The 23,454-nt window shown below is 71.0% G+C and carries 20 protein-coding genes and 2 pseudogenes; 17 read left to right on the forward strand and 5 right to left on the reverse strand.

Annotation, left to right across the window (positions count from 1 at the left end):
- Positions 1-100 precede the first annotated feature (100 nt).
- The 9 genes and pseudogenes from E0500_RS36315 to E0500_RS36355 all read left to right on the forward strand — a co-directional run bounded on the left by E0500_RS36315 (position 101) and on the right by E0500_RS36355 (position 7,754).
- Positions 101-715 (forward strand): riboflavin synthase, encoded by a 615-nt coding sequence (locus E0500_RS36315; protein ID WP_131564829.1) that lies wholly within the window; start codon positions 101-103, stop codon positions 713-715.
- Positions 712-1,356 (forward strand): nicotinamide mononucleotide transporter family protein, encoded by a 645-nt coding sequence (locus E0500_RS36320; protein WP_131564831.1) that lies wholly within the window; start codon positions 712-714, stop codon positions 1,354-1,356. The genes E0500_RS36315 and E0500_RS36320 overlap by 4 nt, the downstream gene beginning before the upstream one ends.
- Positions 1,353-2,714 carry a bifunctional 3,4-dihydroxy-2-butanone-4-phosphate synthase/GTP cyclohydrolase II gene (locus E0500_RS36325; RefSeq protein WP_131564833.1) on the forward strand — a complete coding sequence of 454 codons (1,362 nt, stop codon included), beginning with the start codon at positions 1,353-1,355 and terminating at the stop codon, positions 2,712-2,714. Before E0500_RS36320 ends, E0500_RS36325 begins: the two co-directional genes overlap by 4 nt.
- 62 nt (positions 2,715-2,776) lie before the next feature.
- A complete protein-coding gene (gene ribH, locus E0500_RS36330) occupies positions 2,777-3,262 on the forward strand; it encodes a 6,7-dimethyl-8-ribityllumazine synthase (RefSeq protein WP_131564835.1) in 486 nt (161 codons plus the stop codon).
- A 33-nt stretch (positions 3,263-3,295) separates the two neighbouring features.
- Positions 3,296-3,568 (forward strand): phosphoribosyl-ATP diphosphatase, encoded by a 273-nt coding sequence (locus E0500_RS36335; RefSeq protein WP_128789165.1) that lies wholly within the window; start codon positions 3,296-3,298, stop codon positions 3,566-3,568.
- A 51-nt stretch (positions 3,569-3,619) separates the two neighbouring features.
- Complete coding sequence (gene hisG, locus E0500_RS36340) at positions 3,620-4,468, forward strand: ATP phosphoribosyltransferase (RefSeq protein ID WP_131564837.1); 849 nt, start codon at positions 3,620-3,622, stop codon at positions 4,466-4,468.
- Between the two features lie 21 nt (positions 4,469-4,489).
- Complete coding sequence (locus E0500_RS36345; RefSeq protein WP_131564839.1) at positions 4,490-4,954, forward strand: PH domain-containing protein; 465 nt, start codon at positions 4,490-4,492, stop codon at positions 4,952-4,954.
- Positions 4,955-5,204: 250 nt separating this feature from the next.
- The gene (locus tag E0500_RS36350) at positions 5,205-6,671 is read left to right on the forward strand and encodes a hemolysin family protein (RefSeq protein ID WP_131564841.1); all 1,467 of its coding nucleotides are present in this window, start codon (positions 5,205-5,207) and stop codon (positions 6,669-6,671) included.
- Positions 6,668-7,754: pseudogene (locus E0500_RS36355) on the forward strand (hemolysin family protein). Before E0500_RS36350 ends, E0500_RS36355 begins: the two are co-directional and overlap by 4 nt.
- 681 nt (positions 7,755-8,435) lie before the next feature.
- Here the strand turns inward: E0500_RS36355 and E0500_RS36360 are convergent.
- Both E0500_RS36360 and E0500_RS36365 read right to left on the reverse strand, forming a co-directional pair.
- Positions 8,436-10,298 (reverse strand): AAA family ATPase, encoded by a 1,863-nt coding sequence (locus tag E0500_RS36360; RefSeq protein ID WP_131562330.1) that lies wholly within the window; start codon positions 10,296-10,298, stop codon positions 8,436-8,438.
- Between the two features lie 432 nt (positions 10,299-10,730).
- Positions 10,731-11,351, reverse strand: coding sequence for a uridine kinase (locus E0500_RS36365; protein ID WP_131562390.1), 621 nt, complete (start codon positions 11,349-11,351; stop codon positions 10,731-10,733).
- A gap of 246 nt (positions 11,352-11,597) precedes the next feature.
- Here E0500_RS36365 and E0500_RS36370 point away from each other — a divergent pair, with 246 nt between their 5' ends.
- The 4 genes and pseudogenes from E0500_RS36370 to E0500_RS36385 form a co-directional block, all read left to right on the forward strand.
- Positions 11,598-12,992, forward strand: a complete 1,395-nt coding sequence (locus E0500_RS36370; protein ID WP_131562332.1) for a peptidase C39 family protein — start codon at positions 11,598-11,600, stop codon at positions 12,990-12,992.
- Positions 12,993-13,196: 204 nt separating this feature from the next.
- Positions 13,197-13,856, forward strand: coding sequence for a TetR/AcrR family transcriptional regulator (locus E0500_RS36375; RefSeq protein ID WP_131562334.1), 660 nt, complete (start codon positions 13,197-13,199; stop codon positions 13,854-13,856).
- Between the two features lie 272 nt (positions 13,857-14,128).
- Positions 14,129-15,301, forward strand: coding sequence for an acyl-CoA dehydrogenase family protein (locus E0500_RS36380; protein ID WP_131562393.1), 1,173 nt, complete (start codon positions 14,129-14,131; stop codon positions 15,299-15,301).
- A 595-nt stretch (positions 15,302-15,896) separates the two neighbouring features.
- A pseudogene (locus E0500_RS36385) lies at positions 15,897-16,097 on the forward strand (phosphotransferase family protein); the annotation flags it as partial.
- A 25-nt stretch (positions 16,098-16,122) separates the two neighbouring features.
- Here E0500_RS36385 and E0500_RS36390 read toward each other — a convergent pair.
- The gene (locus E0500_RS36390) at positions 16,123-16,563 is read right to left on the reverse strand and encodes a hypothetical protein (protein ID WP_131562338.1); all 441 of its coding nucleotides are present in this window, start codon (positions 16,561-16,563) and stop codon (positions 16,123-16,125) included.
- Positions 16,564-16,831: 268 nt separating this feature from the next.
- On the opposite strand from E0500_RS36390, the gene E0500_RS36395 reads away from it, so the two are divergent.
- The 4 genes from E0500_RS36395 to fxsA all read left to right on the forward strand — a co-directional run bounded on the left by E0500_RS36395 (position 16,832) and on the right by fxsA (position 21,147).
- On the forward strand, positions 16,832-17,272 hold the full coding sequence (locus E0500_RS36395) for an Lrp/AsnC family transcriptional regulator (protein ID WP_131562340.1): 441 nt from the start codon (positions 16,832-16,834) through the stop codon (positions 17,270-17,272).
- A gap of 90 nt (positions 17,273-17,362) precedes the next feature.
- The gene (locus E0500_RS36400) at positions 17,363-18,967 is read left to right on the forward strand and encodes an amidohydrolase (RefSeq protein WP_131562342.1); all 1,605 of its coding nucleotides are present in this window, start codon (positions 17,363-17,365) and stop codon (positions 18,965-18,967) included.
- A 739-nt stretch (positions 18,968-19,706) separates the two neighbouring features.
- On the forward strand, positions 19,707-20,504 hold the full coding sequence (locus tag E0500_RS36405; protein WP_131562344.1) for a polyprenol monophosphomannose synthase: 798 nt from the start codon (positions 19,707-19,709) through the stop codon (positions 20,502-20,504).
- Between the two features lie 73 nt (positions 20,505-20,577).
- Complete coding sequence (gene fxsA / locus E0500_RS36410; protein ID WP_181587348.1) at positions 20,578-21,147, forward strand: FxsA family membrane protein; 570 nt, start codon at positions 20,578-20,580, stop codon at positions 21,145-21,147.
- A gap of 282 nt (positions 21,148-21,429) precedes the next feature.
- On the opposite strand, the gene E0500_RS36415 is transcribed toward fxsA, so the two are convergent.
- Positions 21,430-21,804: an RNA polymerase-binding protein RbpA gene (locus tag E0500_RS36415; protein WP_003977404.1), complete on the reverse strand. Its 375-nt coding sequence runs from the start codon at positions 21,802-21,804 to the stop codon at positions 21,430-21,432.
- A gap of 266 nt (positions 21,805-22,070) precedes the next feature.
- On the reverse strand, positions 22,071-23,417 hold the full coding sequence (locus E0500_RS36420) for an MFS transporter (RefSeq protein ID WP_131562348.1): 1,347 nt from the start codon (positions 23,415-23,417) through the stop codon (positions 22,071-22,073).
- Positions 23,418-23,454 lie beyond the last annotated feature (37 nt).

The raw sequence follows: 23,454 nt of genomic DNA on the forward strand, positions 1-23,454 counted from the left end.
CGGGCCCCCTGCGGCGTCGCTCCCTGTGCCGTTGTCCGCTCAGTCTGTCGTCTTCGACAGCCCCGGAGTCCGAGCCCTATGAGGCAGGAGGACCCGGGAAGTGTTCACCGGAATCGTCGAAGAGCTGGGTGAGATCACCGCCGTCGAAAACCTCGGCGACTCCTCCCGCTTCCGCCTGCGTGGCCCCGTCGTCACGCAGGGCGCGCAGCACGGTGACTCCATCGCCGTCAACGGCGTCTGTCTCACGGTCGTGGAGCACGAGGACGACTGGTTCACCGCCGACGTCATGGCCGAGACGCTCCAGCGCTCCAGCCTCGGCGCCCTGACCGTCGGCTCCCGCGTCAACCTCGAACGCCCCATGGCGGTGGGCGCGCGCCTCGGCGGCCACATCGTGCAGGGTCACGTCGACGGCACGGGCACGGTCCTCGAACGCAAGCCGTCCGAGAACTGGGAGATCGTGAAGATCTCGCTCCCCGCCGACCTCTCCCGGTACGTCGTGGAGAAGGGCTCCATCACCGTCGACGGCATCAGCCTCACCGTCGTCGACGCGGGCCCCGACCACTTCACGGTCAGCCTCATCCCGACCACCCTCGCCCTCACCACCCTCGGCCACAAGCAGGCGGGCGACCCGGTCAACCTGGAGGTCGACGTCATCGCCAAGTACGTCGAGCGGCTGCTCGGCGACCGCGGGGCCAGTCAGGGGGCCGACCGGTGAACTGGCTCAACTCCGAGGCGTTCACGCTGTTCGGCCAGCACATCAAGTGGTCGGACATGATCGGCAACCTGATCGGCCTGATCGGCCTCGCGCTCGGCTGGCGCCGCTCCATCTGGACCTGGCCCGCACAGTTCCTGTCCGGTGTCATCCTCTTCACGGCCTTCGTCACCGCCCACCTCTCCGGCAGCGCCGGCAAGCAGGTGGTCGTCATGCTCGTCGCGGTCTACGGCTGGTGGCAGTGGAACCGCGGTCGCGGCCGGTCCGAAAACGGTGGCGACGGCCACATCGCCGTACGGTTCGCCACCTGGCGCGAGCGCGTACTCCTCGTCGTCGCGGCCGCGCTCGGCACAGTCGCCGTCGGCGGCCTGTTCACCGCCTACCCGGCCCTCTCCTGGGACCCCTGGCCGGACGCGTACATCTTCGTCGGCACGATCGTCGCCATGTACGCCCAGGCCCGCGGCATGGTCGAGTTCTGGTTCGCCTGGCTGCTCGTCGACCTCGTCGGCGTGCCGCTGAACTTCGCCAACGGCTTCGCCTTCTCCGGTTTCGTCTACGTCGTCTACGGCGCGCTCGTCCTGTGGGGCATGCGCGACTGGTGGCTGCGCTCCCGGCAGCCCGCCCTGGAAGGAGTTCCCGCATGACCACGGCGCCGATCCTCTACAGCACAAACACCGCCGACGACTTCGCGGACTTCACCCTCGACCCGGTCGAACAGGCCATCGCCGCCATCGCGGCGGGCCGCCCGGTCGTGGTCGTCGACGACGAGAACCGGGAGAACGAGGGCGACCTCGTCATCGCCGCCGAGAAGGTCACCCCCGAGATCATCGCCTTCATGATGAGCGAGTGCCGGGGCATGATCTGCGCGCCCATGGAGGGCGACGAGCTCGACCGGCTCGAACTGCCCCAGATGGTGCAGCACAACACCGAGTCGATGCGTACCGCCTTCACGGTCACCGTCGACGCCTCACCCGAGCACGGCGTCACCACCGGCATCTCCGCCTCCGACCGCGCCACCACGCTCCAGCTTCTGGCGAGCGGCACGGCGCAGCCCGGCGACTTCGTGCGCCCCGGCCACATCTTCCCGCTGCGGGCCCGGCCCGGCGGCGTGCTCGTGCGCAACGGCCACACGGAGGCCGCCGTCGACCTCGCCCGGCTCGCCGGACTGCGCCCCGCGGGCGCCATCGTCGAGATCGCCGGCGAGGACGGCCGCATGCTGCGCCTGCCCGATCTGATCCCGTTCGCCCGCAAGCACGGCCTGTCGATCATCTCCATCGAGGACCTGATCACCTACCGCCGCTCCCTCGAGCCTTCCACTCGGCACTCCTCTGAGCGCGCCACGTTGCCCCAGCAGGTGGCACCCCCGTCCGAGCCCACCGTCCGCCGCGAGGCCAGGACACATCTGCCCACCGTCTTCGGCGAGTTCACGGCGCACGGCTACCGCTCCACCGCCGACGGCGTCGAGCACGTAGCCCTCGTCCACGGCGACATCGGCGACGGGCAGGACGTCCTCGTCCGGGTCCACTCCGAGTGCCTCACCGGCGACGTCTTCCACTCCCTGCGCTGCGACTGCGGCCCTCAGCTGGAGACCTCGCTGCAGCGCATCGCGGCCGAAGGCCGGGGCGTGGTCGTCTACCTGCGCGGCCACGAGGGCCGTGGCATCGGCCTGCTGTCCAAGCTGCGCGCGTACGAACTCCAGGAGCGCGGCAGCGACACCCTCGACGCCAACCTGGAACTCGGCCTGCCCGCCGACGCCCGGGACTACGGCGCGGGCGCCCGGATCCTGGAGGACCTCGGCGTCCGCAGCGTACGGCTGATGACCAACAACCCCGAGAAGACGGACGCGCTCACCCACCACGGACTCACGGTCACCGGCCGAGAGCCGATGCCCGTACAGGCAGGCGAGCACAACCTCCGCTACCTGCGCACCAAGCGGGACCGGATGGGGCACGACCTGCCCTGGCTGGACACGACCACCGCGTCCACCTGCGGCAACCAGTAGAACCAGCACCCGGCAAGACGAGCACTCAGCAAGTCGAGCGAGCACGAGAACCAAGGAGCAATGTGAGCGGCAAGGGCGCACCCGAACTGAGCGTGAAGAACTGCGGCGACCTGCGCGTCGCGGTCATCGCCGCCCAGTGGCACGAGAAGGTCATGGACGGCCTCGTCGACGGCGCCCTGCGCGCCCTGCGCGAACTCGGCATCGACGAGCCGACCGTCCTGCGCGTCCCCGGCAGCTTCGAGCTCCCGGTCGTCGCCAAGGTCCTCGCGGGCCGCGGCTACGACGCGATCGTCGCCCTCGGCGTCGTCATCCGGGGCGGCACCCCCCACTTCGACTATGTGTGCCAGGGCGTCACCCAGGGCCTCACCCAGGTCTCCGTCGACACGGGCGTCCCCATCGGCTTCGGCGTACTGACCTGCGACACCGAGGAGCAGGCCCTGGACCGCGCGGGCATCGAGGGCTCCAGCGAGGACAAGGGGCACGAGGCGGTGACGGCCGCCGTGGCGACCGCCGCCACGCTCCGCTCAGTATCCGAACCCTGGCGTTAGGTCTGTCGGCACACGCGTAAAGTGGGCGCCACCATGTCCAAGAAGACGTTCGAGGAGCTCTTCACCGAGCTCCAGCACAAGGCCGCCCACGGCGATCCCGCCACCTCGCGCACCGCCGAACTCGTCGGCAAGGGCGTCCACGCCATCGGCAAGAAGGTCGTCGAAGAGGCCGCCGAGGTCTGGATGGCCGCCGAGTACGAGGGCAAGGACGCCGCCGCCGAGGAGATCTCGCAGCTGCTGTACCACGTCCAGGTGATGATGGTCGCGCGCGGGATCTCCCTCGACGACGTCTACGCCCATCTCTGAGCCGCACCCGCACACATTTCCGTACATCTCCATGCGAAGGAAGCCACCCTCATGCTGCGCATCGCCGTCCCCAACAAGGGTTCACTCTCCGGCCCTGCGGCGGAGATGCTGCATGAGGCGGGCTACCGGCAGCGCCGCGAGTCCAAGGAACTGCGCATCGTCGACCCGGCGAACGAGGTCGAGTTCTTCTACCTCCGCCCACGCGACATCGCGATCTACGTCTCCTCCGGCCGCCTCGACATCGGCATCACCGGCCGCGACCTGCTCATCGACTCCGGTGCCAAGGCCGAGGAGATCCTCCCGCTCGGCTTCGCCCGCTCGACCTTCCACTACGCCACCAAGCCCGGCACGGCGGGCGGCGTGGCGGACCTGAACGGCATGACGGTCGCCACCTCCTACGAGGGCATCGTCGCGGGGCACCTCGCCGACCACGGCATCGACGCCTCCGTCGTCCACCTCGACGGCGCCGTCGAGACCGCCATCGAGCTCGGTGTCGCCGAGGTCATCGCGGACGTCGTCGAGACCGGCACCTCGCTGCGCAACGCGGGACTGACCGTCATCGGCGAGCCCATCATGAAGTCCGAGGCCGTCGTGGTCCGTCGCGTCGGCGCGGACGGCGAGGAGCCCAAGGTGCAGCAGTTCCTGCGCCGCCTCCAGGGCGTCCTCGTGGCCCGGACGTACGTGATGATGGACTACGACTGCCGCGTCGACCAGCTGGAGAAGGCCGTCGCGCTCACCCCCGGCCTGGAGTCGCCGACCGTCTCGCCGCTGCACAACGAGGGCTGGGTCGCCGTCCGCGCGATGGTCCCCGCCAAGGACGCCCAGCGGATCATGGACGATCTGTACGACATCGGCGCCAGGGCCATCCTGACCACGGCCATCCACGCCTGCCGTCTGTGACCTGAAGAGGACCGGTTCACGATGTCCGACCTGCCAGACCTTCCCGCTCTTCCCGTCACGTTCCGGCCGGGCCGCACCCGGGCCGTCCTGCTCACCGCGGGCGTGGCGATCTTCGTCGTCATCACGGTGATCGCGTTGCTCCTGGAGAAGCTCGGCCCCGGCGAGCGCATGAGCTTCGTCTTCACCGGCGCGCTGCTGTCCTGCGTGCTGCTCCTGCTCTCCCGGCCCAAGGTCGTCGCCGACGAGTCGGGAGTCACCGTCGTCAACATCGTCGGTAAGCGGCACCTGGAGTGGGCGGAGATCCTCCAGGTGAACCTCCGCCCCGGCGACCCCTGGGTGTTCCTCAACCTCAGCGACGGCTCCAGCCTGCCCGCGCTCGGCATCCAGCCGGGCATCGCCAAGCAGCGCGCGATCGAGGACGCCCGGACGTTGCGGGCGCTCGCGGAGGCCCGCTCGATCGGAGACCCCGAGACGCATCAGGGGTGATTCATGGCACCTTCAGGGCGGACTCAGGGGACTCTCCCCTGCCGTAGAACCCCATGTCTTGATTAATCTGGTGGCGGAGGCGTGTCCTTTGCGCCACCGCCCCTGTAGCGCCGCCCGGTGCGCAGGGGTTCCTGCTACCCGAGGAGTGACTCCCTCCGGCAATGGACGGATCGTCCTGTAGTACCTGCGCCGCCCCCTCCCGACATAGCACGGACCGCGTCCGTTCTGGCTGTGCGGAGGCGGCGGCATCATGACCATCCCCCTGCTGCTCCTCGGGGCGGCGTTCCTGCTGATTCTCGCCAATGGCTTCTTCGTGGCGGCCGAGTTCGGCCTCGTGACGGTCCAGAGGACGGACGCGGAACAGGCCGCCGCCGAGGGCGACCGGCGGGCCCACAAGGTCGTGGGCGCGCTCAAGGAGCTGTCCTTCCAGCTCTCCGGCACCCAGCTCGGCATCACCATCACCTCGCTCGTCGTCGGCATGCTCGCCGAACCGGCGCTCGCGGAGGTGCTGCACGGCCCGTTCACCGCGATCGGCATACCCGAAGGCGCCGTCTCCGGTGTCAGCGTGGTTGTCGGCATGCTGCTGGCCTCGGCCGTGCAGATGGTGATCGGCGAGCTCGTGCCCAAGAACTGGGCGGTGTCCCGGCCGATGCAGGTCGCCCGCTTCGTCGCGGGCCCCCAGCACGTCTTCGCCCGCCTCTTCCGCCCGGTGATCGCCGGCCTCAACGCGGTCGCCAACCGGCTCGTGCGCGCCCTGGGCGTCGAGCCCGCCGAGGAGCTGGCCTCGGCCCGCACCCCCGGTGAGCTCGTCTCCCTGGCCAGGCACTCCGCCCAGGCCGGCACGCTGGAACAGGACACCGCGGACCTCTTCGTCCGGACACTGTCCCTGGCCGGGCTGACCGCGGAGAACGTGATGACCCCGCGCGTGAAGGTGAGCGCGCTCCAGTCGTCCGCCACGGCCGAGGACGTCGTGAACCTCACCCGCGCCACGGGCCTGTCCCGCTTCCCGGTCTACCGGGAACGCATCGACGAGGTCGTCGGCATGGTCCACCTGAAGGACGCGCTCGCCGTCCCCGCGCGGGACCGGTTGCGCACCCCGGTCGGGCGCATCGCGCAAGCACCCCTCCTCGTCCCGGAGACGCTGCCCGTGCAGCCGCTCCTGGCCCAGCTGCGCAGCGAACAGCCCATCGCGGTCGTCGTCGACGAGTACGGCGGCACGGCCGGCGTGGTGACCCTGGAGGACATCGTCGAGGAGCTGGTCGGCGAGGTGCGCGACGAGCACGACGGGCACGACCTGCCCGAACTCGCCACGGCCCCGCCCGAGGACGGGCGCCCCGCGTGGGACGCCGACGGCAGCTGCCGCGTCGATGTGCTCAAGCGCATAGGCCTCGATGTGCCCGAGGGCCCGTACGAGACGGTGGCGGGCCTCGTCGCCGATCTGCTCGGCCGCATCCCGGCCCCCGGAGACAGGGCCGATCTGCCCGGCTGGCGGCTGTCGGTGCGGGAGGTCGGCCACTATCGGGCGGAGCGGGTACGGCTTGTCCGAACGGCGCCGGCCACGGAGGACGGTCCTGTTGCTGCGGCGGATGCCTCCACCAGGGAGTGGGCCTCTGCGGCGCAATCCGCTGCACTCACCGACACCGAGCCGGCCACCCACAGCGCGCCCGCTCCCACTCCCACTCCCGCCCCCGCTCCTGTCGCGGAGGCGGCCCGATGAGCGTGCTTCAGCTCCTCTTCGCTCTGCTGCTCGTGCTCGCCAACGGCTTCTTCGTCGGCGCGGAGTTCGCCCTGGTCTCCGTCCGCCGCAGCCAGATCGAGCCACTGGGAACCGCGCGGGCGCGACAGGTGCTGTACGGCCTGGAGCGGTTGCCGCAGATGATGGCCGCCGCGCAGTTCGGCATCACCGTGTGCTCGCTGACGCTGGGCGCGGTGGCCGAGCCGACGGTGGCCAAGCTGCTTGAACCGGTGTTCGAGGCGGTGCATCTGCCGGACGGCATGATTCACCCGCTGGGGTACGTGATCGCGCTCGCCGTGGTCGTCTTCCTGCACCTCGTCATCGGTGAGATGGTGCCGAAGAACCTGGCGATGGCGGCGCCCGAGAAGACGGCGCTGTGGCTGAGCCCGGGACTCGTCGCGTTCGCACGCCTGTGCAAGCCGGTGACGGCGGCGCTCGGTGCCTGCGCGCGGGTCGTCCTGAAGCTCTTCCGGGTCGAACCGAAGGACGAGGTGGAGGCCGTCTTCACCAGCGAGCAGCTCAACCGCCTCGTGGAGGACTCCGGGCAGGCGGGGCTGCTGGGCCCCGAGGAGCAGGAGCGCCTGGAGGATGCCCTGGAGCTGGGCTCCCGCCCGGTCACGGACGTCCTGCTGAACCGCGAGACCCTGGTGACGGTCGGTCCGTCGGTGACACCCGCCCAGGTCGTGGCGCTGACGGCCCGTACGGGCTACTCGCGCTTTCCGGTGGTGGCGGAGAACGGCGCCTTCATGGGCCGCTATCTGCACGTCAAGGACGTCCTCGACCTGGAGGACTCCGACCGCGCGGTCCCCCAGCAGATGTGGCGCCCCATGACCACATTGGGCTCCGAACTCCCCCTGGACGACGCCCTCTCGGTCATGCGCCGCGCCGCCACCCACCTCGCCCAGGTGGCCGACGCCTCGGGCCGGATCGTGGGCCTGGTCGCTCTGGAGGACGTACTGGAACTGCTGGTGGGCGAGGTACGCGACCCCGCCCACCGCACCCCACCCCACCCCGCACACCGCCCCCCACTCCAGCGACACGCCGGAGGAGGCCCTCACAGCGTGATCACCCCAAACGCCGGGGGGACTGGAGTGCCAGGCCCTCCGGCGTTTGAGGAGCGGGGTCCGGGGCTGGCTCCCCCTCCCGGAACCCGGGTTCGGTGCGGAGACCCGAAGGGGTTTGGGGGGCGAGACACGAGGGCCCCGGGGCGAGACCGAAGGGGCGCGAGAGGCGAACCCTGGAGAGGCTTGCGGGCAAGACGCGAAGAGGGGGTCCGGGTCGGGCCCCAAAGAGGGTGTAGGGAACAGACTCGAACAGGGTGTGAGGCGGCCCTCCGAAACCGGGATGCGGGGCGGAGCCCCGAAGCGGTGTGCGAGGCGGGGCCCCGGAGAAGCGTGCGAGGCGGAGATCCGCAGGGGCGTCCGGGGCAGACATGAAGAGGCGTGGGGGCGAGTCCCGGAGAGCGGCGCGGAGAGCAGACTCGAACGGAGCGCGAGGCGGACCCTGTAGAGGGGCCGGGCGCAGACCCGGACCGGAGTACGGGGCGGTGCCCCGAAGAGGCGTGCGAGGCGGAGCCCCGAAGTACGGGCCGGGGGCGTGCCCGCGAAAGGCGGGTGCGGGGCGCAGCCCGGATCGAGGTCCAGGGGGCGGAGCCCCCGCTGGTGGGGTCGAAGGGGCGGAGCCCCTGGAGGATGGGACGGGTAGGGGCGGCGGGGGCGAAACCCGTGCTCACCCGACCCGCCGCACTCACATCCCCGACGGATCCTGCGGCCCCCGCCCCGAAAGAACCTCCCCATACGCCTGCATCAGATCCGGCAACCGCAGTGTCGACAAGTCGTCCCGCGTCGGCGTGCTCGGATACCCCGACAGACGCAGATCACGGTACGCACAGCTCTTCTCGTAGAGCGTGCGCAGAAAGCGGCCGTTGCCGAGTTCGTCGATCCAGCCCTGCTCCACCACGTGCATGCTGATGGAGCGGAGCTCGTCGAGCGCCTCCTCGTCCCAGACGTCACCGTTCTCCGCGGCGAGTACCTCACCGATGGACGTGAGCTCCATGGGCCGGTACGAGGGGAAGTCGACGCGGGTCGTGAAGCGGGACGACAGCCCGGGGTTGGCGGCGAGCAGACGGTCCATGCCCTCCGGATAGCCCGCGAGGATCACGACGAGATGGTCGCGGTTGTCCTCCGCACGCTTCAGCAGCACCTGCAGCGCCTCGTCCCCGTACGCGTCGCCCTTGCCGTACCCGGAGTTGGACAGCGAGTACGCCTCGTCCACGAACAGGACGCCACCGATGGCGGAGTCGATCAACTCGTTGGCCTTCACCGCGGTCTGGCCAAGGTACTCGCCCACCAGATCGGCGCGCTGGGCCTCCACCAGATGGTCGCCGCCGAGCAGACCGAGGGCGTAGAAGACCCGCCCCAGGATGCGGGCGACCGTCGTCTTGCCCGTGCCCGAGGGGCCGGAGAAGACGAAGTGGCGCTTGGGAGGCTGTACGGGTAAGCCCTGCCCCGCCCGCAGCCGTGCCATGTTCAGCTGTGCCGAGAGCGCCTTGACCTGGCGCTTCACCGGCTCCAGACCCACCATGCGCTCCAGCTCGGCGAGCGCCTCCTCCAGCAGCGCCGGATCGGTCGGCCCGGCCGGCAGCGGCTGCCCGGAGGCCCCGGACTTCTCCCGCACCACCGTGTCGACCGTCTCGGGCGGCAGTCCACCCGGCGGCAGATCCGGCTCCGAGAGCTTCACCTCCCGGCCCTCGGCACCGAACAGAGGGTCCACCCCGTCCGGCCCGTCCATCACGTCCCCGACTCCGGACAGCGCCATCGCCGCGAAGTCCGCCGCGTCGTCGTAGCCGTCCCCCTCGGCGATCGCCGCGAGCCGCGCGGAGGTGTCCATGAAGGCGGGGTCCACCCGATGCACGGCCCGGTACAGGGGGAGCGCGGCGGCCGACCGGCCCGTCCCCTCGTGCGCCCGCGCCAGCCAGTACCGCAGCTCCTTGCGCTGCGGCTGTTCGCTGCGACAGCGCATGAGGGCCGTGGACAGCAGCGGCTCCGCCTGGCCGTACATCTCCAGGCGGACCCGGGCCATGCCGCCGAAGAGGCCGGCCTCGATCCCCAGCATGGGGTCGTTGATCAAGGGGTCGGTGTGCCGCACCAGTTGCTCCCAGTCCTTGACCAGATAGGCGCGGCACCCGTGCAGAAAGCGGACCTGGGGGTCGGCGTCGACGGGCGGCAGCCCGGCCAGCGCCCGGTCCAGCTCCGGGACATGGCGGCCGTCCAGCCAGTGCGAGGCGTGGGCCAGCAGCAGATCGCGCGGGCTTTCCAGGACCGGCTGCACCCACCAGCCCAGCCAGTACCAGGAGTTGAGGGTGCGCCGGTGGCGGGCGCGCTGTTCCCCGAAGCGCTCCCGGTGCCGGAACATCCTGAGCAGCGCGGTCGTCGTGTCCACCCGCAGCGCGTGCAGCCCGAGCCAGCCGTCGGCCATCCCGGGATCCATCCGCACCGCGGTGCGGAACTCCTCCTCCGCCTGCGGATAGGCGCCCATCGTGTAGGCGTCCACGCCTCGCAGCCAGGCGAGGTCGGCCGGGGCCTCGGGGCCCCGCGTGCCGAAATCCATCACGTCCCCCACAAACCGTGCCCCCGTCGGTATGCTGCCGAGCTGGTGCCCGTGGCAGCCTTCGTCGAACCGTCGTGCCGCGGACGGGAGTTGCATCGGTGCGTTTCTGCAGCCGTCCGAAGGTCGCACCGAGGGCATCGTACCCGCGGGTCGGTCGCCCGCCGAAGGGTGCCGCACGGCCCGTCTTACGAGGTGGGAGCAGACGGCGCACACTCCGCTCGGTGACCGAGGGTGAACGACTTGTGTCCCCGAAGCGCCCCGAGAGGAGGGTGCGGGCAGAACGAAGCCCCCGATCACGGGGGAACAACCGGGGGCTTCGCGTCTGAGGCGGTCTCCGACGACCGCACATTGAGAACGTAAGTCCTGTACGGCCCCCGGGTCAAGCGGAGTTGAAGCACTGAGGGAAGTTCCTGCGCAAGGGGCTTCACAAGTTCAGCACACTGCGGATGGTCCGTTACCGTGCGTGAGGAACAGGGTCGATCCTGAAGTCCCCGCAGGTCCCGGCAGCACCTCGTACCCCTCTGGCCTCTGCCGAACCAGAAGATCGGCATAGGGGCGCGAGGGGTCCTCGGCGAAGTGCCGGCGCTCCGCGGCGACCCACCCCGCCCAGAACTCCCGCTGCTCTTCCCCGTCCCGCGAGCGCCCTCGCGTCCATGCCTCCTCGTTCCCTACCTCCAGCCACAGCAGCCGCGCCAGATACGGGCGGAGTGCGCGGCGGCCCGCGCCGACCCCCTCGACCAGGACGACCGGTGCCGGGGGCAGCGGGCGGGGCGCGCCGAAGCTTCGCGCGCGCCAGTCGTAGGGGAGATAGCGTGCCGTATCGCCGCGGCCGAACGGTTCGATCACCTGGGTCAGGAGCCGTCCGGTCCAGTCGAACAGTTCCTCGTGCGTGGCGATGTCGTCCAGGTGCAGCACGGGCGCGTCGTCGAGCGCGGCGGCCAGCCGACCTGCGAAGGTCGTCTTTCCGGAGCCCGCGTGCCCGTCGATCCCGATCAGGCGGACCGGTCCGCAGGAGGGTGGCAGTCGGCGCAGGCGGGCGGCGAGGGCGTGAATGACGGTTCCCTGGTGTGGTGCGAAGGCGGCGCGACGCCGGCGCGCCGCGGTCGCCGACTCTACTGCGGACCGGCGGCGGCACTCCTTGGTGACGCTCGCCGCCGCTCGGGTGATGTCAGTGGTCCCGACCAATGGTGAAGGGTTCGCCGGGGCGCGTGGTGCTGGCAGAAGTCGGCTTCCGGCGTCCATAGTTGGCCCACAGTCGTCGTCCCAACCGTGCTTCGGACCACTGGGGGTCACCCGCTTATGACCAGCGCTTCACAGCCGTCCCGCAGAACCGTCCTCGCCGCCGCGGTCGCCGCGGCCGCGATGGGAGCCGCCGGCCCGGCCGCGGCCGCCACGGCCCACCGCCCCGAGCAGAGCGGTGCCCTTCCCGCGAAGGCACCCGACCTCCCCGCGAAAGCACCGTCATCCGTCGTGGACAACCGCGCGTGGACCTCGTATACCGACTGGCGTGGCGGCAGCGCCAAGGGCACGCGCGCGGTGGCGGGCAAGCGGCCCGGCCTGGTGATCGCCGCGCCGGCCGGCACCACCGACTACACCGATCCGCACACCGGCACGACCTCCAGCTGGGAGTACGCGACGTGGACGTCTCCCGTCCACAAGCTCGCCGTCCCGTCGACCGAGGCCATCGCCTCCTGGAACGCCCGCACCCCGGCCGGCACCTGGCTCCAGGTCGAGCTGCGGGGCACGTACTCCGACGGCACGGACACACCCTGGTACGTGATGGGGCGGTGGGCGGCCGGCGACCAGGACATCAGGCGCACCTCCGTCGACGGCCAGAGCGACGGCAAGAGCAGCGTCTGGACGGACACCTTCGCCGTGGACGCCCCGGCCTCCGGCCTGCGGCTGGTCTCGTACCGTCTGCGGCTCACCCTCCACCGCAAGCCCGGCACCGCGCTCACCCCCACCGTCTGGCGGCTCGGCGCGATGGGTTCCGACGTCCCCGACCGCTTCACCGTCGCCGAGTCCACCCCGGGGCTCGCGAAGGAACTGGTCGTCCCGCGCTACTCGCAGGAGATCCACAAGGGGCAGTACCCCGAGTACGACAACGGCGGCGAGGCCTGGTGCAGCCCCACCTCCTCGCAGATGATCATTGAGTACTGGGGACGCAAGCCAACCGCCGGGGACCTCGCCTGGGTCAACCCCGACTACGCCGACCCACAGGTGTGCCACGCGGCCCGGTTCACGTACGACTACCAGTACGAGGGCTGCGGCAACTGGCCCTTCAACGCGGCGTACGCGGCCACGTACAAGGACTTCCAGGGCGTGGTGACCCGGCTCCGTTCGCTCACGGACCTGGAGACGCTGATCGCGGCGGGCATCCCGGTCATCACGTCGCAGTCGTTCCTCGCCACCGAGCTGACCGGCGCGGGCTACGGCACGGCCGGCCACCTGATGACCGTGATCGGCTTCACCGCCGGCGGTGACGTGATCGCCAACGACCCCAACTCCCCGACCAACGAGGCGGTGCGGCGGGTCTACAAGCGGCGTGAGTGGGAGAACATCTGGCTCAGGACCAAGCGCTACAACGCCTCCGGCAAGGTCGTTTCCGGCACCGGCGGCGTGTGCTACCTGTACTTCCCGGCCCACCTGACCACCCGGCAGCGCCAGGCGCTGGCCGCGGTGGGGGTGCGCTGAGCAGGGTCGCCACACCGATTGTGCCGCGGCCCCCGGTCCGCCGGGGGCCGTGGTGTGTGACCGACGTCCCGGCGGCGGCCGTCGCGTCCGCCCCGAACCGATCCCTTCCGGCCCCCGACCCTGGCGATCGGAGTCGAACAGGCGGCTGACAGCGGTCTGCCATACTGCGCATGTCCCGCTGGCCGTTGGAGACTTGGGCCGAAATTGAAGAGCAGTCAACCAGGAGCGATCGAGGGCACGCGGACCCGCGGTACCGACCGCTCCCTCGCCCGCCGCGCCGAACTCATCGCCATCGGGCGGACGTTATTCGCCGACACCTCCTACGACGCGCTGTCGATGGACGACATAGCGCGTCAGGCACATGTCGCCAAAGGGCTGATCTACTACTACTTCAAGTCCAAGCGCGGCTACTACCTCGCCATCGTCGAGGACTCCGTGGCCGACCTGGTCTCCTTCGCTGCGAGCGGCCTCGAACTCCCGCCGCAGGAGCGGGTGCACCGCACCCTCGACGGCTATCTCCGCTACGCCGAGAACAACCAGGCCGCGTACCGCACGATCGTCAGCGGCGGCGTCGGCTTCGACGCCCAGGTGCACGCCATTCGTGACGGCGTGCGCGAGGCGATCGTCGCGACCATCGCCGAGGGGGCGTACGGCCGTCACGACATCGCCGCGCTGCCCCGTATGGGCCTCCTCGGCTGGGTGTGCAGCGTCGAGGGCGCCACCCTGGACTGGATCGCCGGCCCCGACCTGTCCCGGGACACCATGCGCGAACTGCTGGTGAAGACGCTCGGCGGCACGCTGCGCGCCATCGAGGAGCTCGACCCCGCGTACCGGGCCCCGAAGCCCGCCCGCCGCGATCCCTGACGCCGACGGGCCCGGTGCCCGGCCGCCGGGCTCCGACCGGGTGACGCCGGTCCGGCCGCGCCCGTGGCGGTGATCTTCCGATGTGTTGTAATGAACGACCGTTAACTGGTGACTCGCTGGTCCGGATCGGGCATACTCCTAGCGCCACAGCCGCTGGTCAGCGGCTTCCGCGACCCGGGAGACGACCGTCGGCCGTGGCCAGTGAGACCCGGTGGCGCCACCCCATCCCCGGTGCGTCCGCCGCAGTGCCCGACAGGGAGGAGAGCGTCGCCATGCCCGACCGCGCCCCGCAGCCGGTGGACCGTCAACTGCCCACGGACGAGGCCCGGGATCTGATCTCCCTCGTCCGTGAGATCGCCCAGCGGGAGATCGTCCCGCACGCGGCCGAGGAGGAGGACGCCGGCCACTTCCCGCGCGAACTCTTCGCGCTGCTCTCGGAGTCGGGACTGCTCGGCCTGCCGTACGACTCCGAGTACGGCGGCGGTGACCAGCCCTACGAGGTCTACCTCCAGGTTCTCGAAGAGCTCGCCGCGGCCCGGCTCACGGTCGGCCTCGGTGTCAGCGTCCACTCCTTGTCCTGTCACGCGCTCGCCCAGTACGGCAGCAAGGAACGGCAGGCCGAGTACCTGCCCGCGATGCTCGGCGGCGGCCTGCTCGGCGCATACGGGCTCTCCGAGCCGTCCTCGGGCTCGGACGCGGCGTCCCTGCGCACGAAGGCCGTACGGGAGGGCGACGACTGGGTCCTCCATGGCACCAAGGCGTGGATCACGCACGGTGGCATCGCCGACTTCTACACGGTCATGGCACGCACCGGCGGCGAGGGCGCCCGGGGGATCACGGCCTTCCTGGTCCCCGGGGATGCCGAGGGGCTGAGCGCCGCCGTGCCCGAGAAGAAGATGGGGATGAAGGGCTCGCCCACCGCGCAGATCCACCTCGACGGGGTGCGGATCTCCGACGACCGGCGGATCGGCGACGAGGGCCAGGGTTTCGCCATCGCCCTGTCCGCGCTCGACTCCGGGCGGCTCGGCATCGCGGCCTGTGCGATCGGCCTGGCCCAGGCGGCGCTCGACGAGGCCGTCGCGTACGCCACCGGGCGGCTGCAGTTCGGACGGCCGATCGCGGACTTCCAGGGGCTGCGCTTCATGCTCGCCGACATGGCGACGCAGATCGAGGCGGGCCGGGCGCTCTACCTGGCGGCGGCCCGGCTGCGCGACGCCGGCCGGCCCTTCTCCAAGCAGGCTGCCATGGCGAAGCTGCACTGCACCGACACCGTGATGAAGGTCACCACGGACGCCGTCCAGGTCCTCGGCGGGTACGGCTACACGGCGGACTTCCCGGTCGAGCGGTACATGCGCGAGGCCAAGGTGCTCCAGATCGTCGAGGGCACCAATCAGATCCAGCGGATGGTCATCGCCCGTCACCTCGCGGGTCCCGAGTCGCGCTGAGCGGATCTCGGGTCACGCCGAAGGGCGGGCCCGAGCCGAATGGGTCTCCGAGCCTGGTGAACTGGGCGGGGCCGCTCGGGGGCGCCGCCAGCCGGATCCACTCCGGGTCGCGGCGCCCCGGCAGTGTGCGGCCCCGGTCCGCCCAGATCCGCATCAGGGCGCTGTAGATGGGCGGGTCCTGCGGGAGCGCGGGCCGGCGGGAAACCGATGGTCCCGGGGGCGGAAGGACAGGGAGATGACGGTGACGCCCGGTCGTGGACGAGGTGGGGGTCATACCGGGGCAACGCGGGTGCGGGCGGGCCGGTCACCGCTCCCGGGAATCGGGTGTGTGTCCACGGTGGCCTCGTACGGGGGTACACGGCGAGGGCGTCCAGAACCGTGCCCGTCGTCCCGTACGACGGGACGCCCTCGGCAGGCGTCACGACTCCGACCCACAACGGCTGTCCGGCGTACCGTCAACCGGACCGCCGGAGGCCGCACCCCTCCCGGCGACGTCGACCGTCGTGCGCCCAGGGAGGCCCGTCGTGCCCGACGACCGTCCCGTCACCCAACGCGCCCACTGCGCACGGCGATTGACGGGCCGTCACCGCCACCCCTCACCGGCCGCACGCCGCACGATATGGACTTCCGCACGTTGTACGCGGCCCTGCGGCACGCGATCGTCGTGCTGCGCGCCGCCTACCGCCAGGCGTACTTCGGTGAGGTCGCCGTCCCGGCGGAGCCGGACACGCTGATCCTGCACCACGGCAGTCTGCGATCCATGGTGCAGGGCGGTTACTGGCAAGAAGCGGGCTGAACAGCCCTCGCGGCGGCGCTCTGGCTCAGGCGGCTTGGCGGTGGTCCATCTGGCGTCGAATGGCCGGCATCCGCATCGGGCGCGATCCCGGGCCGCCGACATGGGAGAACGGCTGCGTCCGCCAGTCGAGCCCCTGAGGGAGGGTCAACAGGAGGGCGGTGTCCTGCTCCTGGAGCTCCTCGGACTCGTCGGCGGACCGGGCCTCGGCCGCCGTGCGGCCCGTACCGGCGCAGACCGTGAGTCCGAACGGGTTCCACGGCGAGGCACACAGCGCGTGCTCAGGCAGGACCTCCTCGTCCGCGAGGAGCGCGATGGGCTGCGCGCAGTCCGGGCAGATCACCCGGTACATCTCAAGAGTGTCGTAGGCATCGAACTCGTCGTCGGTTTCGACGCCCTCCGGCTCGGGCTCGACGACCGGCTGCTGGCGCTTGGGCGCGGTACGACCAAGGCGCTTAAGACTCTGCATGGGTTACTCCCCCTCGGGCTGGGCCGTGAAGGCACTGCGGCCTCGACCACAGCAAGCACTTCCCGTCCCGTCTCGGCGGTAATCACGGAGACATCACGAAGCCTGTTCGGGTGCTGTGGCGTTCGTCACATGCCAATCGCAGGTGCCCGATGCGCCCGGTCCGTCACCCGCACGGCTCACAGAGCGCTCTCAGCCACATTACGAACCGGGCATGACCTGCGCCGCTCAGGTATCCGAGGAGATCAACCGCCCTGTAGGTTCTTGCGCCATGGAGGAGCTGGACCGACAGATCGTGCAGCTGCTCGTCGAGGACGGGCGGATGAGCTACACCGACCTGGGCAAGGCCACGGGCCTGTCCACGTCCGCCGTGCACCAGCGGGTGCGCCGGCTTGAGCAGCGTGGTGTCATCCGCGGGTACGCCGCGGTCGTCGACCCGGAGGCCGTCGGGCTGCCCATGACCGCGTTCATCTCGGTGAAACCGTTCGACCCCAGCGCCCCCGACGACATCGCCGAACGCCTCGCCGGTGTCCCGGAGATCGAGGCGTGCCACAGCGTCGCGGGCGACGAGAACTACATCCTCAAGGTCCGCGTGGCCACCCCCCACGAACTGGAGGAACTGCTGGCGCGGCTACGGTCGCTGGCGGGGGTGTCGACGCGTACGACCGTGGTGCTGTCGACGCCGTACGAGGCCCGGCCCCCGCGCATCTGAGGAGCGCGTGCAGCGACGTCCGTGAGGGCGTGTGCGGCGCTCGGGCGCCCCGTGCGCCGGGCTGTGAACCCGAGGCGCGAGACTGTTCCCATGAGTGAGAGCACCGCCTCGTCGGACACCGTGCTGTTGCGCGGTGGAGAAGTCCACAGCCCCGCCGACCCGTTCGCCACCGCGATGGTCGTGGAACGCGGGCAGATCGCCTGGGTCGGCTCCGAAGGAGCGGCCGACGCCTTCGTGGAGGGCGCCGACGAAGTGATCGACCTCGACGGCGCGCTGGTCACCCCGGCGTTCACCGATGCGCACGTCCACACCACGTCCACCGGGCTCGCGCTGACCGGGCTCGACCTGTCCGACGCGCCCTCACGGGAGGCGGCCCTCGCCCTCGTACGCGAGTTCGCGGCCGCCCGCCCCCACGACCGCGTACTCCTCGGCCACGGCTGGGACGCGTCCCGCTGGCCCGGCGGCAGGCCCCCGACGCGCGCCGAGCTCGACGAGGCGACCCGTGGGCGCCCGCTGTACCTCTCGCGGATCGACGTGCACTCGGCGGTCGTGACGACGGCACTGCTCGACCTGGTCCCCGGAGGCACCGGCTTCGCGGACGGCCCGCTCACCCGCGACGCCCACCACGCCGTACGCGCCACCGCGCTGGGCGCCGTCGCCCCCGCCCAGCGCACCGAGGCCCAGCGCGCGGCGCTCGCCCATGCCGCCTCGCTCGGCATCGGCTCCGTCCACGAATGCGCGGGCCCGGACATCTCCTCCGAGGACGACTTCACCGGGCTGCTGCGGCTGGCCGCCGAGGAGCCGGGGCCGCGGGTCGTGGGCTACTGGGCCGAGCGGGACGTCGAGAAGGCGCGCGCTCTGGGGGCGGTCGGCGCCGCGGGTGACCTCTTCGTCGACGGCGCGCTCGGCTCGCACACGGCGTGCCTGCACGAGCCGTACGCCGACGCCGACCACACCGGCACCGCGTACCTGGACGCCGCGGCTGTGGCCGCCCACGTCGTCGCCTGCACCGAGGCCGGCCTTCAGGCGGGCTTCCACGCCATCGGGGACGCCGCGGTGACCGCCGTGGTCGAGGGCGTGCGCGCCGCCGCCGAGAAGGCCGGTCTCGCCCGTGTACGCGCCGCCCGGCACCGCGTCGAGCACGCCGAGATGCTCACCCCCGACACCATCGCGGCCCTCGCCGAACTCGGCCTCACCGCCTCCGTACAGCCCGCCTTCGACGCACTGTGGGGTGGCGAGGACGGCATGTACGCGCAGCGGCTGGGCGACCGGCGCGCCCGTACCCTCAACCCGTTCGCGGCCCTGCTCCGCGCCGGTATCCCGCTCGCCTTCGGCTCGGACAGCCCGGTCACGCCGCTCGACCCGTGGGGCACGGTCCGCGCGGCGGCCTTCCACCGCACGCCGGAGCACCGGGTGTCCGTGCGCGCCGCGTTCACGGCGCACACGCGGGGCGGCTGGCGGGCGGTCGGACGGGACGACGCGGGCGTCCTGGCCCCGGGAGCGCCCGCCGACTACGCCGTGTGGCGCACCGACGAACTCGTCGTCCAGGCCCCCGACGACCGGGTCGCCCGCTGGTCCACCGACCCCCGTTCCGGCACTCCTGGGCTGCCCGATCTGCGCCCTGGCAGGGACCTGCCCGTCTGTCTGCGCACCGTCGTGGGCGGGCGGACCGTGTTCGTACGGCCGGGCGAGTGATCTCCTGGGGTGGCGCGGCCCCGATCGGGGGCCGGCCGCCCCGTCGCGCCACCTGGGCATCCGCCGCGTTGACCAGGGGCTTGAGTGAAACACCGCAGGTCGAACGGCTGTTGACAGCCGACGGCGGAGGGCGGGTAGGTTCGGCCGGGTCCACCACCGGACGTCCGACCGGGGACCTTCCGCGCGGTCGTCGGAGCGCCGCTGGGTCAGGGGCGGTGTGCTGCACCGGCGCACCGTCACTGGGAGCCAGGCCCAGCGCGGCCGCCCCGGCGAAGGAATGTTCAGTGTGAGGGAAGTCCCTCCCTGCTCATGGGGATCCCTCCCGCTCAAGCGAAGCCGAGAGCGGGGGAGGAGCCGAGAGCCTGGGGGATTGGTGTGACCCGGGTGGGGCCCGGACGCTCAGTAGACAACGGCTTTCGGTCGATCCGCAGCCAGCGGGTCCCAGGTCGGCCCGAAGGGCGCCGGGCCCCGATCCGCAGCGGTATTCACCCGGTCTCGGTCCGGAGCGCGCGTGCCGCGGTGCGACCCGCGTTCTGGGCAGCACAGACGGTGCATCCTGGACAGAACAGACCGCGTATTGCGGCCGGCACACAGGACGTTCCGGGAACACACAGGAGGCTCGGGGAGCACGCTCACCCGGCTCTCGCCGAATCGACACCCGCCTGCGCACGTGCCGACACGTCGGCGCAGGCCGGGGACACTATGGTGGACCCCTGCGTACGGACTTGAAGGGGCAGCAGTGAACGACGGCGACGGGACCCTCGCGGCAGGAGCCCAGAAGAGGCAGTTCGGTCCGCTCGGCACGGCCTTGGTGATCATCCCGACCTACAACGAGGCGGAGAACATCAAGGCGATCGTCGGCCGGGTGCGGAAGGCCGTCCCCGAGGCGCACGTTCTCGTGGCCGACGACAACAGCCCCGACGGCACGGGCAAGCTCGCGGACGAGCTGGCCGCCAAGGACGACCGCGTCCAGGTGCTGCACCGCAAGGGCAAGGAAGGGCTCGGCGCCGCCTATCTCGCGGGGTTCCGCTGGGGCATCGAGCACGGCTACGGCGTACTGATCGAGATGGACGCCGACGGCTCCCACCAGCCCGAGGAGCTTCCTCGCCTGCTCACCGCCCTCAAGAGCGCCGACCTGGTCCTCGGCTCCCGCTGGGTGCCGGGCGGGCGTGTGGTGAACTGGCCCAAGTCCCGCGAGTACATCTCCCGCGGTGGCAGCCTCTACTCGCGGCTCGCTCTCGATCTGCCGCTGCGCGACATCACCGGCGGCTACCGCGCCTTCCGCCGCGAGACCCTCGAAGGCCTCGGCCTCGACGAGGTCGCCTCCCAGGGCTACTGCTTCCAGGTCGACCTCGCCCGCAGGGCGATCAAGGCGGGGTACCACGTCGTCGAGGTGCCCATCACCTTCGTCGAGCGGGAGCTCGGTGACTCCAAGATGAGCCGCGACATCCTGGTGGAGGCGCTGTGGCGGGTCACGGCGTGGGGTGTGGGGGAGCGGGTGGGCAAGGTGCTGGGGCGCGGGGACAAGCCGTCCTAGGTCCGGGCGCTTCCGTTTCGGTCCGGTCGGCCCCCTTATCCCGCACTGAGCCAGGTCCAGGCACACTGGGAGCATGACGAGTGGTGCTCCGACTTCCCCGTATCCCGCCCAGCCGCGGCGGTCGCGGTTGCGTACGTTCCTGCCGCTGGGCATCGCTGCGTGGCTGGTGCTGGAGATCTGGCTGCTGACGTTGGTCGCGGGGGCGGCCGGCGGCTTCACGGTCTTCGTGTTGCTGGTCGCCGGTTTCGCCCTTGGCTCGGTGGTGGTCAAGCGGGCCGGGCGGCGGGCGTTCCGCAAGCTGACCGAGGCGGTGCAACAGCAGCAGCGTGGTGAGGTTCCCGCCGAGGGCGGTAGCGAGGGCAACGGCTTTCTGATGCTGGGCGGGCTGCTGCTGATGCTGCCCGGCCTCGTCTCCGACGCCGTGGGTCTGCTTCTGCTGATCCCGCCGCTCCAGAAGGTCCTGGGGGGGTATGCGGAGCGGACCTTCGAACGCAAGATCCGCGAGGCCGACGCCGGGAGCCTCGGTAACGCCTTCCAGCAGGCCCGCATCCACCGGCCCGACGGGAAGGTGGTCCAGGGCGAGGTGATCAGGGACGATGCCGGTGCCGCTCCGCAGGAGCTACGGCCACCGCTGAACCGCTGAGTTTTCCCGGGGCGGGCGGGTGGGGAGGTTTCGTCGCCCCCGCCGCCCCTGCCCATCCCATCCGCCAGGGCTCCGCCCGCCCAAGGCGTAGAGCCCCGGGAGCCGGGGATCCAGGGACTCGGCCTCGGAAGGGGGAGGAGAGCCCCCAGAAGGCGGGAACCCCGGAAACACCCGTGCAGGACTGCGTAGCCGCACACGACGAAGACCGCGAGGCACCGTACGACATGTACGGTGCCCGCGGTCTTCGGTTGCGCTGTGTATGCCGCCCAACCCCCGGAGGGACTACGCGGACTTGCGGCTGTCCCTCGGATGTACCGCGATATTCATCGCACCGGAGCGGAGGACGGCCAAGCGCTCCTCAAGGACCTCTTCGAGTTCCTCGCGCGTACGCCGCTCCATCAGCATGTCCCAGTGCGTACGCGCGGGCTTGGCCTTCTTTTCCTCAGGGCCGTCGCCGTCCACCAGGAGTGCCTGGGCCCCGCAGACCTTGCACTCCCACTCCGGCGGGATCTCCGCCTCGACCGAGAAGGGCATCTCGAATCGGTGCCCCTTCTCGCATGCGTACTCCACGGCCTGGCGCGGGGCCAGGTCGATGCCGCGGTCCGTCTCGTAGCTGGTCACCACGAGGCGCGTGCCGCGAAGAGCTCGCTCACTCATGAATCGTGCCTCCCGGGCTTGTCGCCCACAGGACAGGTGTCGCTGTCGTCGTCATCCGGTCAACGTCCGGTCGGCGGTAAAGATTCCCGTTCCGTGTCCCGTTCCGGGTCATGCGTCGCCGTCGTAGCCGCCCTTGTTGTACCCACCGGCGCCCGGTTTGTCACATCTGACAGCAGATGTCACCTAGCGTTTCGGCATCTTTGACGCGCAGTAACGGTACGCCTGGCAGGCCAAACGCGTACACTACAGCCCTTTCGCTCCGGGCGCTAAATCCGTTCCGGCGCGGGATTGCCCGCCTCGGTGATCGCCTGCCGCACCGGAACCCTTGCGAGCAGGGCGAATCCCAGGACGAAGAAGGCCACGAGCGAGATGATCGCGTCACGATAACTTCCGGTCAGTTGGTAGGTCAGACCGAACAGCAGCGGTCCCAGCCAGCTCATGCCCCGGTCGCTCATCTCGTACGCCGAGAAGTACTCGGCCTCTTTCCCGGGCGGGACGAGATGGGAGAAGAGTGAGCGGGAGAGGGCCTGGCTGCCGCCGAGGACGAGGCCGATCCCGGACGCCAGGACGAAGAACCAGACCGGTGCTTGCGCCGGAAGGAAGTATCCGGCGGCAAGCGTCAGCGTCCAGGCCACCAGCGAGCCCAGGATCGTGCGTTTGGCGCCGTACCTCCGCGCCAGCCGGCCCATGCCGAGAGCACCCGCCACCGCGAGTATCTGGACCAGCAGCACCGCCCCGATGAGCGTCGACTGCCCGAGGCCCAATTCCTCGGAGCCGTACACCGATGCCTGGGAGATCACCGTCTGGATGCCGTCGTTGTAGACGAGGTAGGCGAGGAGGAATCCGAGCGTCAGGGGATGGCGGCGCATGTCCCGTACGGTGGCGACGAGTTGACGCAGGCCGGGGACCGTGGCGCTGGTCTCCGGAGCCCGGCGGTCGCGCAGCCTGCGCAACGGTACGAGGGTGAAGGCACCCCACCACAGGCCGGCCGAGGCGAGGCAGATGCGCACCGCCATGCTCTCCGAGACGCCGAAGGTGTCATGGGCGGTGAACAGCACCAGGTTCAGCACCAGGACCAGGGCGCCTGCCGCATAGCCGAAGGCCCAGCCCCGGGACGACACCGCGTCGCGCTCCTCGGGCGGTGCGATCTGCGGCAGGTAGGAGTTGTACAGCATCATCGCGACCGACTGTGCGGCGTTCGCGATGACGAGCAGGAGGCCGCCGAGAAGGTAGCGGTCCCCGTCCAGGAAGAACATGCCCGCCGTCGCCGCGGCTCCCACGTATGCCGCTGCCGCGAGCAGTGGTTTCTTGCGGCCCGTACGGTCGGCGGCCGCGCCCGCCAGGGGCATGACCAGGACGGCCAGGATCACCGACAGGGACACCGAGTACGCGAAGAAGGAGCCCGCGCGCACCGGGATGCCCAGTGGGTGGACATAGCCGTCCGCGTCCGCGGCCGACTCGGCGATCGCAGTGAGGTAGGGGCCCAGGAACACGGTCAGGACGCTCGTCGAATAGACGGAGCACGCCCAGTCGTAGAAGTACCAGCCGCGCTGTTCACGCCGCCGCCCGGCGGCCTCGTCGGCCGCGTCCGTCCGCGCGGTGTCGGTGCCCACCCGTGTCTCTCGCTTCCCCGTGAACGGGCCGCGCGAG

Origin of the sequence: Streptomyces sp. KM273126 (genome assembly GCF_004337435.2) — a bacterium.
GTDB lineage: Bacteria > Actinomycetota > Actinomycetes > Streptomycetales > Streptomycetaceae > Streptomyces > Streptomyces acidicola.